Source organism: Pseudomonas cremoris, from assembly GCF_014230465.1.
This window is the reverse complement of record NZ_JAAXCY010000006.1, coordinates 38,229-51,329: the sequence shown is the minus strand read 5'-3', so window position 1 is coordinate 51,329 and position 13,101 is coordinate 38,229. Positions and strand designations below refer to the sequence as shown.

Sequence of the window (13,101 nt, the reverse complement as noted above, 5' to 3'; positions counted from 1 at the left end):
GGGAGATCGAGTTGCATCAGAACGCCGGCAGAATCGCGCCTTTGTACTTCTCAAGAATGAACGCTTTCACTTGCGGGGTGTGCAGGGCTGCTACCAGCTTCTTCACGGCGTCCGAGTCTTTGTTGTCTTCGCGGGTTACCAGGATGTTCACGTAAGGCGAGTCGTTGCCTTCGATCACCAGTGCGTCCTTGGAAGGGTCCAGCTTGGCTTCCAGGGCGTAGTTGGTGTTGATCAGCGCCAGGTCGACCTGGGTCAGTACGCGCGGCAGGGTGGCGGCTTCCAGCTCGCGGAACTTCAGGCCTTTAGGGTTGGCGGTGATGTCCTTGATGGTCGACAGGATGTTGGTCGGGTCCTTCAGGGTGATCAGGTTGTGCTTGGCCAGCAGCAGCAACGCACGGCCGCCGTTGGTGGCGTCGTTCGGGATGACTACGTTGGCACCGCTTGGCAGGTCTTCCAGCTTCTTGAACTTGCTGGAGTAGGCGCCCAGGGGCTCCAGGTGCACGGCACCGACGCTCACCAGGTGAGTGCCCTTGGCTTTGTTGAACTCATCCAGGTACGGCTGATGTTGGAAGAAGTTGGCGTCCAGGCGCTTTTCAGTCACCTGTACGTTGGGCTGCACGTAGTCGGTGAAGACTTTGACCTGCAGGTCCACGCCTTCTTTGGCCAGGGCAGGTTTCACGAACTCCAGGATTTCCGCGTGCGGTACCGGCGAAGCGGCGACCGTGAGGGTCTCGGCGTGGGCGGAAAACGCAGCAACGGCGGCAAAAGCAACCAGTAGTTTTTTCATCCAACAAGCTCCTTGTTCGGGCATGTGCCGGCTTGTGGCCGGCAATGGCCGTTATTTTCGAGAAAAATGCACCACCAGCTTGTCGCCGACGGTTTGCAGAATTTGCACCAGCACCAGCAGCATCACGACCGTGACTACCATCACATCGGTCTGGAAGCGCTGGTAGCCGAAACGAATCGCCAGGTCACCCAGGCCACCAGCGCCAACGACACCGGCCATGGCCGTGTAGGACACCAGTGTAATCGCCGTTACCGTAATCGCCGCGAAAATGCCGGGGCGGGCTTCGGGCAATAGGGCGTTGGTGATGATCTGGCGCGTGCTGGCACCCATCGATTGCGTGGCTTCGATGATGCCGCGATCCACTTCACGCAGGGCGGTTTCCACTAGGCGGGCAAAGAATGGCGTAGCGCCTACGACCAGCGGCGGTATCGCGCCCGCCACACCCAGCGAGGTGCCGGTGATGAGCACGGTGAACGGAATCATCACGATCAGCAGGATGATGAACGGCAGCGAACGCAGGATGTTCACGATCAGCGACAGCAGCGCGTACAGGCCTTTCTGTTCGAACAGTTGGCGTGGGCTCGTTAGGAACAGCAGCACGCCCAAAGGCAGGCCCAGCACCACGGTGAAAAACAGTGAGCCGAACAGCATGGTCATGGTGTCGCCGGTGGCGAGCCAGATTTCCGACCAGTCGATATTGGCGAAGAAACTCAACAGGACTTCCATTAGCGCAGGACCTCCATGTGGACGTCAGCGGCGGTGAAGCGGGCAAACGCCGCCTCCATGTCGCCACCGGTGACGGCGAGGGTCAGTTGCCCGTAGGGGATGTCTTTGATGCGGTCGATACGACCGGCGAGGATGCTGTAGTCCACACCCGTTTCACGGGCGACGGTACCCAGCAGCGGCGCGTAGGTCGCTTCGCCCTGGAACGTCAGGCGCACGATGCGACCCGGCACGTGGGCGAAATCGTCGCGTTGCTCGTTTTCGTCGACCTGCTCGGACTCTTGCACGAAGCGCTTGGTGGTCGGGTGCTTGGGGTGCAGGAATACGTCGGCCACCGAGCCTTGCTCGACGATCACACCCGCATCCATTACCGCTACCTGGTCGCAGACACGGCGGATCACGTCCATTTCATGGGTGATCAGCACGATGGTCAGCTTCAACTCGCGGTTGATCTCGGCCAGCAGTTGCAGCACCGAGGCGGTGGTTTGCGGGTCGAGGGCGCTGGTGGCTTCGTCGCACAGCAAAATCTTGGGCTTGGTCGCCAAGGCGCGGGCGATGCCGACGCGCTGCTTCTGGCCGCCAGATAACTGCGCCGGGTACTTCTTGGCGTGGTCGGACAAGCCAACACGGGCGAGCAGTTCAGCCACGCGCAGGTCGATGTCCTTGCGCGACAGTTCGCCAGCCAGGGTCAGTGGCAGCGCCACGTTGTCGGCGACGGTCTTGGACGCCAGCAGATTGAAGTGCTGGAAGATCATCCCGACCTGCTGGCGGAAACGGCGCAGGCCGTTGGCGTCCAGCGCGGTGACTTCCTCGCCATCAACCGTGATCTGGCCGCCACTCGGTTCTTCGAGGCGGTTGATCAGGCGCAGCAGGGTGCTTTTGCCCGCGCCCGAATGACCGATAAGGCCAAACACCTGGCCGTTTTCGACGGTCAGGCTGGTGGGGTGCAGCGCGGGGATATCCTTACCGGCGACGCGGTAGGTTTTATGGACGTTATGAAACTCGATCACGTAGCGAACCTTGTGGGGCGCATGGAAAAGGGATCAGCGGTTAGCCGGGCGCGCATTTTAGCCTGTCCGTATAGCGTTATTTAGCATTTATTTCTCATCTCACCAGCGATTTGGCAATAACGCGATCAAAGGTCATAAAAAAGGAACGGCCCAAACCCCCATCAGTCACTACTTAGGCAACTCGATTTCCCAGGTGCCGTGCCTGGGTCTGAATAAGGAGTTTTGACTGATGAGCACGAAAAAGCCAAAGAGCGAACTTGCCGGAACCGACACCCTGGACCGTGAGAACACCAACGCCAAGTTGCAAGCCCTGGAAGAGTTCCGCTCGGACGCCACAGGCCAAGCCTTGCGCACTAACCAAGGCGTTAAGATTTCCGACAACCAGAACAGCTTGAAGGTCGGCGCACGCGGGCCCTCGCTGCTGGAAGATTTCATCATGCGTGAAAAGATCACGCACTTTGACCATGAGCGGATCCCCGAGCGCATCGTGCATGCGCGTGGCACGGGCGCCCATGGCTATTTCCAAAGTTATGAAAACCATTCGGCACTGACCAAGGCCGGCTTCCTGCGTGACCCTGGGCATAAGACGCCGGTATTTGTGCGTTTTTCTACCGTGCAGGGGCCGCGCGGCTCCGGCGATACCGTGCGCGACGTGCGTGGTTTTGCCGTGAAGTTCTTCACCGACGAAGGCAACTTCGACTTGGTGGGCAACAACATGCCGGTGTTTTTTATTCAGGACGCAATCAAGTTTCCTGACTTTGTGCATGCGGTAAAGCCTGAGCCGCACAACGAAATTCCTACGGGCGGTTCGGCCCACGATACGTTCTGGGATTTTGTCTCGCTGCAGCCGGAGTCGGCGCACATGGTCATCTGGGCCATGTCTGACCGTGCCATCCCGAAAAGCCTGCGCAGCATGCAGGGCTTTGGCGTACATACCTTTCGCTTTATCAATGCCGAAGGCGTCTCCAATTTCGTCAAGTTCCACTGGCGTCCGACAGCAGGAACCTGTTCCCTGGTGTGGGACGAAGCGCAAAAGCTCGCGGGTAAAGATACCGACTACCACCGTCGCGACCTGTGGGAGTCCATCGAAACCGGCGATTACCCTGAATGGGAGCTGGGCGTGCAGGTGATTCCTGAGGATAAGGAGCACGCATTCGAGTTTGACATTCTGGACCCGACCAAGCTGATTCCAGAGGAGTTGGTTCCGATTACCCCGCTCGGCAAAATGGTGCTGAACCGCAACCCGGACAACTTCTTCGCCGAGGTCGAGCAGGTGGCGTTCTGTCCTGGGCATATAGTGCCGGGCATCGACTTCTCCAATGACCCGCTGTTGCAGGGGCGCCTGTTTTCCTACACCGACACCCAAATCAGTCGCCTCGGTGGCCCTAACTTCCACGAGTTGCCGATCAACCGGCCGGTAGTACCGTTTCATAATGGTCAGCGCGATGCCATGCACCGCACTGTGATCGATAAAGGCCGCGCCGCGTATGAGCCCAATTCGATTGATGGCGGCTGGCCGAAAGAAACGCCGCCGGCAGCGCAAGACGGTGGGTTCGAGTCGTACTACGAGCGCATCGATGCCCACAAGGTGCGTGAGCGCAGTGAATCGTTCGGTGACCACTTCTCCCAGGCTCGCCTGTTTTTCCGCAGCATGAGCAAGCACGAGCAAGAGCACATCATTGCGGCCTACAGCTTTGAGCTGGGCAAGGTAGAGCGCGAGTTTATTCGTGCACGGCAGGTGAACGAGATTCTGGCCAATATTGACCTGGAACTGGCCAAGCGCGTGGCTGAAAACCTCGGTTTGCCAGTGCCGAAAAAAGGCACGGTGGCGGAGTACAAGACCTCGTTGGCACGCTCGCCTGCGTTGAGCCAGGCAAACTTGCTACCGGCGGATATCAAAACGCGCAAGGTGGCGATCCTGGCGGCGAATGGCGTGGACGGTGTGGCTATCGCCGCATTGAAGAAGGCACTGGAAGCTGAGGGTGCGCATGCCAAATTGCTCGGGCCGACATCGGCACCCGTAACAACGGCGGATGGCAAGAGCTTGCCGGTGGATGCATCGATGGAAGGATTGCCGTCCATTGCGTTTGATGCGGTGTTCATCCCGGGGGGCAAGGAGTCGGTGAAAGCGCTGAGCGGCGACGGGGTCGCGTTGCATTACGTCCTTGAAGCGTACAAGCACCTTAAGGCGATTGCCGTCGCCAGTGAGGCGAAGTCGTTGCTGGACTTGCTCAAGCTTGAGGCGGATGCGGGGTTGATCGTGGGATCGGATGCGAAAGCATTCAAGGCGTTCTTTGCCGCGATTGGGCAGCATCGGGTTTGGGATCGTGAGCCTAAGGCCAAAGCGATTCCGGCTTAAATCACGGGTTGGCTGTTAGACCGCTTTCGCGAGCAAGCCCGCTCCCACATTTTGAAATGTATTCACAAATCAAAATGTGGGAGCGGGCTTGCTCGCGAATGGCGTCACTCAGCCTTGCGCGGAATCAGCACAATTTGCGCCGGGATATTCTTCAAGATCTGCCGGTGAATCTTCAGGTCATACGCCGAATCAATGCGCTTCACCCGCTTGGTCAGCAAGGTCGCCAGCCATGGGTAATCCTCTGTGCGCGGCGCCTGGATGCTCACATCGCACTGGTAATTCACCACGTCGGTGGCAATCGCATCCAACTGATGGCGCAGTTCTTCGATATGGGTGAGGTTCAGTGCCACGGTGGTGCTTTCAGCCGCAGGGTCGATGACCTTGGCAACCGGCTTCGATTCCGCCGCTTTCAAGGCGGCCTCGGCTTTATCCAGCTCGGCTTTGCGTGCGTGGCTGATGGCGCTGTTGACGCCGCCGGTGAGTGCTGGGGCCTTGGGCATCAGTGCGCGGGCACGGCTCAGGGCGGTGGCTGCGGCGTTGACATCACCTTTTTGCAGCACGATCTGGCTGCGCTGCAGGTAGGCTTCGGCCAGTTGGCGCTGGTAAGGCTCCAGCGTCGGGTCGTTGGGCGACTGGGCCTGCAAGGCGGCAAGCTCGTCCTCGGCGGTGGCCAACTCGCTGCTGGCCAGGTTTTGTTCCAGCTGCGCGATGGCCGCAGCGCGGGCGTCCGGTGCCTCGGTGGCAGCGGGCGGTGTGCTTTGACAGGCGCCCAGCAGCAGGGAAAATGCGGCAAGGAGCAGATAACGGGAGGTGAACGGCTTCATTCCTGCGACTCTCTATTTGCGCAAAAAGCGAGCAAGTCTACACCCCTCGACGGGGCAGGACAAAACTCAGCAGAAACAGGGCGGCGGCCGTGACCACAATCGATGGCCCGGCCGGCGTGTCCTTGAACCAGGACAGCGCCAAGCCCCCGCATACTGCGAGCATCCCCAACAGGCTGGCGCCGATGGCCATCTGCTCCGGTGAGCGAGCATGGCGCTGGGCAGCGGCTGCGGGAATGATCAACAGCGACGTGATCAACAATACGCCGACAATCTTCATCGCGACAGCAATCACCACCGCGATCAACAGCATCAGCGCCATGCGCAGGGTCGGCACGGGCAACCCTTCCACGGTGGCCAGCTCTTCATGCACGGTAATCGCCAGCAGTGGGCGCCACAGTGCGACCAGTAAAACCAGCACCACGGCGCTACCGCCGAGGATCCAGGCAAGGTCCGTGGTGCTGATCGCCAGCAGGTCGCCGAATAGGTAGGCCATCAGGTCGATGCGCACCTCATGCATGAAGCTCAGTACCACCAGGCCCAGGGACAGGGTGCTGGGCGCCAGGATGCCGAGCAAGGTGTCTGACGCCAGCGGCTGGCGCTGTTGCAGGGTCACCAACAGCACCGCCAGCAGCAGGCAGCCCACGGTCACGGCGATGGTCGGGCTTACATCCAGCAGGAAGCCCATGGCCACGCCCAAAAGCGCGGCATGCGACAGCGTGTCGCCAAAATAGGCCATGCGCCGCCAGACTACGAACGAGCCCAGTGGGCCCGCCACCAACGCCAGAGCCAAGCCTGCCAGCAGGGCGTAGAGCAGAAAATCAGCCATGCTTGCAGCTATCTCCATGAACATGTGTATGAGGTGCGGCGGGATCATCGACCACGGCGCCATGCAGGTCGTGGGCGTGGTCGTGATGGTGGTGGTAGATCGCCAGGCTCTGGGCGTTCTTGCCGAACAGTTCGACGAACGCGGGGTCGCCGCTGACTTGTTCCGGGTGGCCGGAGCAGCACACGTGGCGGTTGAGGCACACCACCTGGTCGGTGGTGCTCATGACCAGGTGCAGGTCGTGGGAGACCATCAGCACGCCGCAGCCGTGGCGGTCGCGCAGGCGGGTGATCAGGCTGTAAAGCTCGGCTTGGCCAGCAACGTCGACGCCTTGCACGGGTTCATCCAGCACCAGCAGTTCCGGTTCGCGCAACAGGGCGCGGGCCAGTAATACGCGCTGCATTTCGCCGCCCGAGATGCTTTGCACCGGGCTGTCGATCACCTGTTCGGCGCCGACCTCCTTGAGTGCCGCCTGGGCGCGGGCGCGGTCCACGCCGGGCACCAGGCGCAGGAACCGCAGCACGGACAATGGCAGCGTCGGATCGACGTGCAGTTTCTGCGGCATGTAGCCGACGCGCAGCTTGGGCTTGCGCCAAACGCTGCCGCTGTCTGGCTTGAGCAGGCCGAGTACGGCGCGTACGAGGGTAGTCTTGCCGGCGCCGTTTGGGCCGATCAGGGTAACGATCTGCCCAGGCTCAACGCTCAGGACGATGTTATCCAGCACGGCTTGCCCGGCGAACGTGACTCCAACCTGTTCCAGCCGGATTAACGCGTTGCTCATCAAGCCCCCTGGCAACCGGAGCATAGGCCGACCACTTCGACCGTTTGCCCTTCGACTTTGAAGCCGACGTCGGCGGAGCTCTTGATAATGGCGTCGCTGATGCTTTTTTGTTCAAGCTCGATGGCGGCGTGGCACTCGCGGCAGATCAGGAACTGACCCTGGTGCGCGTGTTCCGGGTGGCTGCAGCCGACGAAGGCGTTGAGCGAGGCGATGCGGTGCACCAGGCCGTTTTCCAGCAGGAAGTCCAGCGCGCGGTACACGGTTGGCGGCGCGGCGCGACGGCCGTCTTGCTCGCTGAGCACGCCGAGGATGTCGTAGGCGCCCAGCGGCTTGTGGCTTTGCCACACCAGCTCCAGCACGCGGCGACGCAACGCGGTCAAGCGCAGGCCTTTCTGTGCGCACAGGGTGTCGGCTTCCGACAGCGCGGTATGCACGCAGTGAGAGTGGTCGTGGGGACGGCTGGCAAGCGGTGTTTTAGGCATGAGCGGCGACAGATATTTGATAGAGACGTTATTATGTTACCCGTTCCTACACCATCGAGTGGTCATCGTGTCCCGACTTTTTCCGGTTTTTGTCGTATTCATCACCAGTTTGTTCATCGCAGGTGCCGCTCAGGCCGAGGTCAAGGTACTCACGAGCATCAAGCCTCTGCAGTTGATTGCCGCTGCTGTGCAGGACGGCGTGGCCATTCCGGAGGTGCTGCTGCCGCCTGGCGCATCGCCGCATAACTACGCGTTGCGTCCGTCCGACGTACGGCGCGTACAGTCGGCAGACCTGCTGTATTGGATCGGCCCGGACATGGAAAGCTTCCTGCCCCGCGTGCTCAAGGGGCGTAACTTGCCGACCGTGGCGGTTCAGGACCTTGCGGGGATGAAGCTGCGTCGTTTCGCCGAAGATAGCCACTCCCACGCCGATGAAGCCGACGAACATGACCACGATCACCGCCCAGGCAGCCTGGATGCACACTTGTGGCTCTCGACGGTCAATGCCCGGGTGATCGCCGCGCGCATGGCCTCCGACCTCAGCGCTGCCGACCCGGCCAATGCTGCGCGTTACCAGAGCAACGTGAAGGCCTTCGATGAGCGTCTGGATGCATTGGATGCGCGTTTGAAGGCGCGCCTGGCGTCGATTGGGGACAAGCCTTACTTCGTGTTCCATGAAGCCTTCGATTACTTCGAAGATGCCTACGGGCTCAAGCACACCGGCGTGTTCAGTGTTGCCGCCGAAGTGCAGCCTGGCGCCCAGCATGTGGCCGCCATGCGTACGCGTTTGCAGGAAGTGGGCAAGACGTGCGTGTTCAGTGAGCCGCCGTTGCGTCCGCGCTTGGCGGAAACGCTGGTGGCTGGCCTGCCAGTGAAGCTGGCGGAGTTGGATGCGTTGGGCGGGTACACACCGGCTACGGCTCAGGGGTATGAGCAGGTGTTGGAGAAGCTCGGGAATGATCTTGCCGGGTGCCTGGAGTCGCTCTGACACTCAACACAAAACCCATGTGGGAGCGGGCTTGCTCGCGAATGCGATGTGTCAGTCATACATGAGTCGACTGGTCCACCGCATTCGCGAGCAAGCCCGCTCCCACTTTTTTAGAGGGCGAACGGCAGTTGGACCGTGACCTGCTGGCGTTGCGCCAAGCGGTGTTCAAACTCCGCAGGGTCATGGATCAACACATCCTGTCCGGCAAACGATTCAGCCGCGATCAAGCGTGACAGCCAGAACCGCACACAGGCCACGCGCAGCATGGTCGGCCACAACTCGGCCTCCTTCGCAGTAAACGGCCGCAGGCCCGCATAGGCACCGAGCAATGCACGGGCACGCTGGCCATCGATCACGCCATCGGCGTCCGAGCACCAGTCGTTCAGGGCAATTGCCACGTCGTACAGCATCGGGCCAGAGCAGGCGTTGTAGAAGTCGATCAGGCCTGTCAGGTGCGTGCCTTCGAACATCGCATTGTCGCGAAACAGGTCGGCATGGATGTTGGCACGTGGCAGGGCGAGGATCTGCGCCTTGTGGACCTCAATTTCGTCCAGTGCGTTTTGCAGCAGGCGTTGCGGTGCTTCTGCCAGGTGCGAAATCAGCTGCGCGCCTTCGCTGAGCATCCAGTCCAACCCGCGATCGGTCTTGCGCTCCAGTACTTTTTCGCCTTGTGTTGCCAGGTGCAGATGGCCCAGCAGGTCGCCAACCTGGGCGCAGTGTTGCGCATTGGCGTCCTTGATGTGTTTGCCGGCCAGGCGCGGTTGCAGTAGCGCCGGCTTGCCTTTCAGCTCGCGCAAAGCTACGCCGTCGGTGGTGCGCAGGGCGTAGGGCACGGGCAGGTCGGCGTCGTGGAGCACGTCGAGCAGTTCGATGAAGAACGGCATTTCGGCGACGGGGCCGCGCTCAACCAGGGTCAGGACAAACTCGCCCTGTTCCAGGCTGATGAAGAAGTTGGTGTTTTCGCTACCGGCGGCAATTCCCTGGAAATCAAGCAGGCGGCCGAGCCCGTAAGGGGCGAGAAAGGTTTCCAGCTCGGGCCGAGCCAGGGGGGTGAACACAGACATGGTTAAAACTGCCAGTACGGGCGCCGCGGTGCGCGGCGCCAATTGAAGTTAAGAAGTCATTTCCATTCGAAGATCTTCCATGACGGGATCAGCATATCCGGCTGGTCAGAGCGGATGAAGTTCGCATCGGTTCCGTCCGCGCGCACCAGGAAGTACGGTGGAAAGCCTTTCTGCGTCACCTTGATCGCGTACAGGAAGCCATTCTGGCGGTATTCCTGAATGGTCTTGTCGCCTTCCGTGCGAATGGTAACTTCCGGGTCGCCCGAGGGCGCAGTATCTGCCGCCAAGGCCACGATCGGAGTGAGTGCAATCAAGCCGGTCAACAACAGGCGATTTACTGTACGCATGATAACCTTGTCCCTTTGTCGTCATTGGTCCGGCTATTCTAGCGCCTGACCCGCCGAAAAGGTTGATCCTGCTCATGAGCCAAGCCCCCCTCGTCCTGGTGGACGGTTCTTCTTATCTGTATCGCGCCTTCCACGCGCTGCCTCCGCTGACCACCTCCAAAGGCCTGCCTACCGGTGCGGTCAAGGGCGTGTTGAACATGCTCAAAAGCCTGCGCAAGCAGTACCCGGACAGTCCGTTCGCGGTAGTGTTCGACGCCAAGGGTGGGACCTTTCGCGACGATATGTACGCCGAGTACAAGGCCAACCGCCCCAGCATGCCCGATGACATGCGCGTGCAAATCGAGCCGCTGCATCAAAGCGTGATCGCGCTGGGTTTCCCGTTGTTGTGCGTCGAAGGCGTCGAGGCCGATGACGTGATCGGCACCCTAGCCCGCAGCAGCGCGGCTGCCAATCGCCCGGTGGTGATCTCCACCGGTGACAAGGACATGGCGCAGCTGGTGGACGGGCACATTACCTTGGTCAACACCATGACCGGTAGCGCGATGGACATCGAAGGCGTAAAGGAGAAATTTGGCGTCGCTCCGGAGCAGATCATCGACTATCTGGCGTTGATGGGCGATTCGTCCGACAACATCCCGGGCGTTCCGGGCATTGGCCCCAAGACTGCGTCCGGCTTGCTCGTCGGCGTGAACGGCGGCATCAAAGAGCTTTATGAGCAGTTGGACATCGTGCCGACGTTGCCGATTCGCGGCGCCAAGACGCTGCCGGCCAAGCTCGAAGAACATCGGGAGATGGCGTTTCTTTCCTACCAGTTGGCGACGATCAAATGCGATGTGCCGCTGGACGTGGGTTTGGATGACCTGCACCTGATCGAGCCGGATCGCGAAAAGTTGCTGGAACTGTACTCGCTGCTGGAGTTCAAGAGCTGGATCGATGAGGTTCAGCGCGATGCCAAGCGTGTTGAGCTCAAGGTAGCGCCTGCCGAAGAAGTTGCCGAGGCGGTTCCCGCGGCTCCGGTTGAGACGGCTTACACCACCATTCTCGACCAGGCCACGTTCGATCTTTGGTTGAAGAAACTCAACGACGCGAAGTTGTTCGCATTCGACACCGAAACCACCGGTATCGACGCGCAACAGGCGCAATTGGTCGGTGTTTCCTTCGCCGTACAGCCACACGAAGCGGCCTACATTCCGCTGACCCATTCCTACATCGGTGCGCCGGATCAGTTGGACCGCGACACGGTGTTACTGGCCCTGAAACCGCTGCTGGAAGACCCGGCCAAGCTCAAGGTCGGCCAGCACGCCAAGTTCGACATGAATATCCTGGCCAACTGCGCGATCGGCGGCGACCCGGCGCAGGGCATTACCGTGCGCGGCATCGCATTCGACACCATGCTCGAATCCTACGTGCTGAACTCCACCGCAACCCGACATGACATGGACAGCCTGGCCAAGAAGTACCTGGACCACGACACCGTCAGCTTCCAGGACATCGCTGGCAAGGGTGCCAAGCAACTGACCTTCGACCAGATCGCCCTTGAACAAGCCGGCCCGTATGCGGCTGAGGATGCGGACGTGACCTTGCGTCTGCACCAGGAACTGTTCGCGCAACTGACCGCCATCCCGAGCCTGGCCAGTGTGCTGACCGACATCGAGATGCCGTTGGTGCCGGTGCTGGCGCGCATTGAACGCCAGGGTGCGCTGGTGGATGCGGCGTTACTCGGCATTCAGAGCATTGAGTTGGGAAACAAGATGGTCGAGCTGGAGCGCCAGGCGTTCGAGATCGCCGGTGAGGAATTCAACCTGGGGTCGCCCAAGCAGCTCGGCGCGATACTTTACGAAAAGCTCGGTTTGCCAGTGCTGAAAAAAACCGGCAAGGGCCAGGCGTCTACCGCTGAGGAAGTGCTGGCCAAGCTGGCCGAAGATGACTATCCACTGCCCAAGGTGCTGATGCAGTACCGCAGCATGAGCAAGTTGAAAAGCACTTACACCGATCGGCTGCCGGAGCAGATAAACCCGCGGACCGGGCGTATCCACACGTCTTATCACCAGGCCGTGGCGGCGACTGGGCGCTTGTCGTCCAGTGATCCGAACCTGCAGAACATCCCGGTGCGTACCGCTGAAGGGCGGCGGATTCGCCAGGCGTTTGTCGCGCCCAAGGGCTACAAACTGCTGGCAGCGGACTATTCGCAGATTGAGCTGCGGATCATGGCGCACTTGTCCAAGGACGAAGGGTTGATGAATGCCTTTCGCAACGACCTCGACGTGCATACGGCGACGGCGGCCGAAGTGTTCAAGGTTGAGCTGGCTGAGGTTACTTCCAATCAGCGTCGCAGCGCCAAGGCGATCAACTTTGGCCTGATCTATGGCATGGGCGCCCAGAAGCTGGGCAAGGACATCGGCGTCGACACCAAGACGGCCAAGGCTTATATCGATGTTTACTTCGCTCGCTACCCCGGTGTGCGTGAGTACATGGAGCGCACGCGCGCCCAGGCTGCTGATCAGGGTTATGTCGAAACCTTCTTCGGGCGTCGGCTGTATTTGCCGGATATCAACTCCAACAAACCTCAGGAGCGCGCTGCGGCAGAACGCACGGCGATCAACGCGCCGATGCAGGGTACGGCGGCGGATATCATCAAGAAGGCGATGGTGTTGGTGGATAACTGGCTGGCCGAGTCTGGCCTGGACGCCAAGGTGATCCTGCAGGTGCACGACGAACTGGTGCTTGAGGTGCGTGAGGATCTGGTGGCAGAGGTCAGCGAGAAGATTCGCGAGCACATGAGTGCGGCCGCCAAACTGGATGTGCCTTTGGTGGTGGACGTTGGCGTTGGTGACAACTGGGACGAAGCGCACTGATTCCGTGGGCTCTGCCATCGCTGTGGGTGGTGGCAGAGTGCTTTAGATCAGATATCGC

12 protein-coding genes are annotated in these 13,101 nt (G+C 60.6%); 3 read left to right on the top strand and 9 right to left on the bottom strand.

Going from position 1 to position 13,101, the window contains the following annotated elements:
• Positions 1 to 16: 16 nt before the first annotated feature.
• From HF257_RS16220 to HF257_RS16210, 3 genes are read right to left on the bottom strand one after another with little or no spacing between them, the layout of a single operon-like run.
• Positions 17 to 787, bottom strand: a complete 771-nt coding sequence (locus HF257_RS16220) for a MetQ/NlpA family ABC transporter substrate-binding protein (protein ID WP_185709672.1) — start codon at positions 785 to 787, stop codon at positions 17 to 19.
• A 51-nt stretch (positions 788 to 838) separates the two neighbouring features.
• Positions 839 to 1,513 carry a methionine ABC transporter permease gene (locus HF257_RS16215; RefSeq protein WP_065902799.1) on the bottom strand — a complete coding sequence of 225 codons (675 nt, stop codon included), beginning with the start codon at positions 1,511 to 1,513 and terminating at the stop codon, positions 839 to 841.
• Positions 1,513 to 2,520, bottom strand: coding sequence for a methionine ABC transporter ATP-binding protein (locus tag HF257_RS16210; RefSeq protein ID WP_185709673.1), 1,008 nt, complete (start codon positions 2,518 to 2,520; stop codon positions 1,513 to 1,515). The genes HF257_RS16215 and HF257_RS16210 overlap by 1 nt, the downstream gene beginning before the upstream one ends.
• A 229-nt stretch (positions 2,521 to 2,749) precedes the next feature.
• On the opposite strand from HF257_RS16210, the gene katE reads away from it, so the two are divergent.
• A complete protein-coding gene (katE, locus tag HF257_RS16205; protein ID WP_185709674.1) occupies positions 2,750 to 4,879 on the top strand; it encodes a catalase HPII in 2,130 nt (709 codons plus the stop codon).
• 104 nt (positions 4,880 to 4,983) lie between these two features.
• On the opposite strand, the gene HF257_RS16200 is transcribed toward katE, so the two are convergent.
• The 4 genes from HF257_RS16200 to HF257_RS16185 are packed head-to-tail and all read right to left on the bottom strand — an operon-like array spanning position 4,984 to position 7,789.
• Entirely contained in the window at positions 4,984 to 5,703 is a 720-nt protein-coding gene (locus tag HF257_RS16200) for a PA5502 family lipoprotein (protein ID WP_185709675.1), read from the bottom strand.
• A 37-nt stretch (positions 5,704 to 5,740) separates the two neighbouring features.
• Positions 5,741 to 6,529 (bottom strand): zinc ABC transporter permease subunit ZnuB, encoded by a 789-nt coding sequence (gene znuB / locus HF257_RS16195; protein ID WP_185709676.1) that lies wholly within the window; start codon positions 6,527 to 6,529, stop codon positions 5,741 to 5,743.
• The gene (znuC, locus tag HF257_RS16190) at positions 6,522 to 7,307 is read right to left on the bottom strand and encodes a zinc ABC transporter ATP-binding protein ZnuC (RefSeq protein WP_185709677.1); all 786 of its coding nucleotides are present in this window, start codon (positions 7,305 to 7,307) and stop codon (positions 6,522 to 6,524) included. Before znuC ends, znuB begins: the two co-directional genes overlap by 8 nt.
• Positions 7,307 to 7,789: a Fur family transcriptional regulator gene (locus tag HF257_RS16185; RefSeq protein WP_017139098.1), complete on the bottom strand. Its 483-nt coding sequence runs from the start codon at positions 7,787 to 7,789 to the stop codon at positions 7,307 to 7,309. The genes znuC and HF257_RS16185 overlap by 1 nt, the downstream gene beginning before the upstream one ends.
• Positions 7,790 to 7,856: 67 nt before the next feature.
• On the opposite strand from HF257_RS16185, the gene HF257_RS16180 reads away from it, so the two are divergent.
• Complete coding sequence (locus tag HF257_RS16180) at positions 7,857 to 8,777, top strand: zinc ABC transporter substrate-binding protein (protein ID WP_332872241.1); 921 nt, start codon at positions 7,857 to 7,859, stop codon at positions 8,775 to 8,777.
• A gap of 110 nt (positions 8,778 to 8,887) precedes the next feature.
• Here the strand turns inward: HF257_RS16180 and HF257_RS16175 are convergent, their stop codons facing one another.
• Entirely contained in the window at positions 8,888 to 9,841 is a 954-nt protein-coding gene (locus HF257_RS16175; protein ID WP_185709679.1) for a homoserine kinase, read from the bottom strand.
• Positions 9,842 to 9,897: 56 nt separating this feature from the next.
• Positions 9,898 to 10,188 (bottom strand): DUF2782 domain-containing protein, encoded by a 291-nt coding sequence (locus tag HF257_RS16170; protein ID WP_185709680.1) that lies wholly within the window; start codon positions 10,186 to 10,188, stop codon positions 9,898 to 9,900.
• A 74-nt stretch (positions 10,189 to 10,262) separates the two neighbouring features.
• Between HF257_RS16170 and polA the strand changes: the two genes are divergently transcribed.
• A complete protein-coding gene (polA, locus tag HF257_RS16165; protein WP_185709681.1) occupies positions 10,263 to 13,043 on the top strand; it encodes a DNA polymerase I in 2,781 nt (926 codons plus the stop codon).
• Positions 13,044 to 13,101 lie beyond the last annotated feature (58 nt).

Excerpts from the sequence above, each read along its gene's own strand:
- HF257_RS16220 (WP_185709672.1), bottom strand. The coding sequence starts at position 787 with ATGAAAAAACTACTGGTTGCTTTTGCCGCCGTTGCTGCGTTTTCCGCC.
- HF257_RS16215 (WP_065902799.1), bottom strand. The coding sequence starts at position 1,513 with ATGGAAGTCCTGTTGAGTTTCTTCGCCAATATCGACTGGTCGGAAATC.
- katE (WP_185709674.1), top strand. The coding sequence starts at position 2,750 with ATGAGCACGAAAAAGCCAAAGAGCGAACTTGCCGGAACCGACACCCTG.
- HF257_RS16200 (WP_185709675.1), bottom strand. The coding sequence starts at position 5,703 with ATGAAGCCGTTCACCTCCCGTTATCTGCTCCTTGCCGCATTTTCCCTG.
- znuB (WP_185709676.1), bottom strand. The coding sequence starts at position 6,529 with ATGGCTGATTTTCTGCTCTACGCCCTGCTGGCAGGCTTGGCTCTGGCG.
- znuC (WP_185709677.1), bottom strand. The coding sequence starts at position 7,307 with ATGAGCAACGCGTTAATCCGGCTGGAACAGGTTGGAGTCACGTTCGCC.
- HF257_RS16185 (WP_017139098.1), bottom strand. The coding sequence starts at position 7,789 with ATGCCTAAAACACCGCTTGCCAGCCGTCCCCACGACCACTCTCACTGC.
- HF257_RS16175 (WP_185709679.1), bottom strand. The coding sequence starts at position 9,841 with ATGTCTGTGTTCACCCCCCTGGCTCGGCCCGAGCTGGAAACCTTTCTC.
- HF257_RS16170 (WP_185709680.1), bottom strand. The coding sequence starts at position 10,188 with ATGCGTACAGTAAATCGCCTGTTGTTGACCGGCTTGATTGCACTCACT.
- polA (WP_185709681.1), top strand. The coding sequence starts at position 10,263 with ATGAGCCAAGCCCCCCTCGTCCTGGTGGACGGTTCTTCTTATCTGTAT.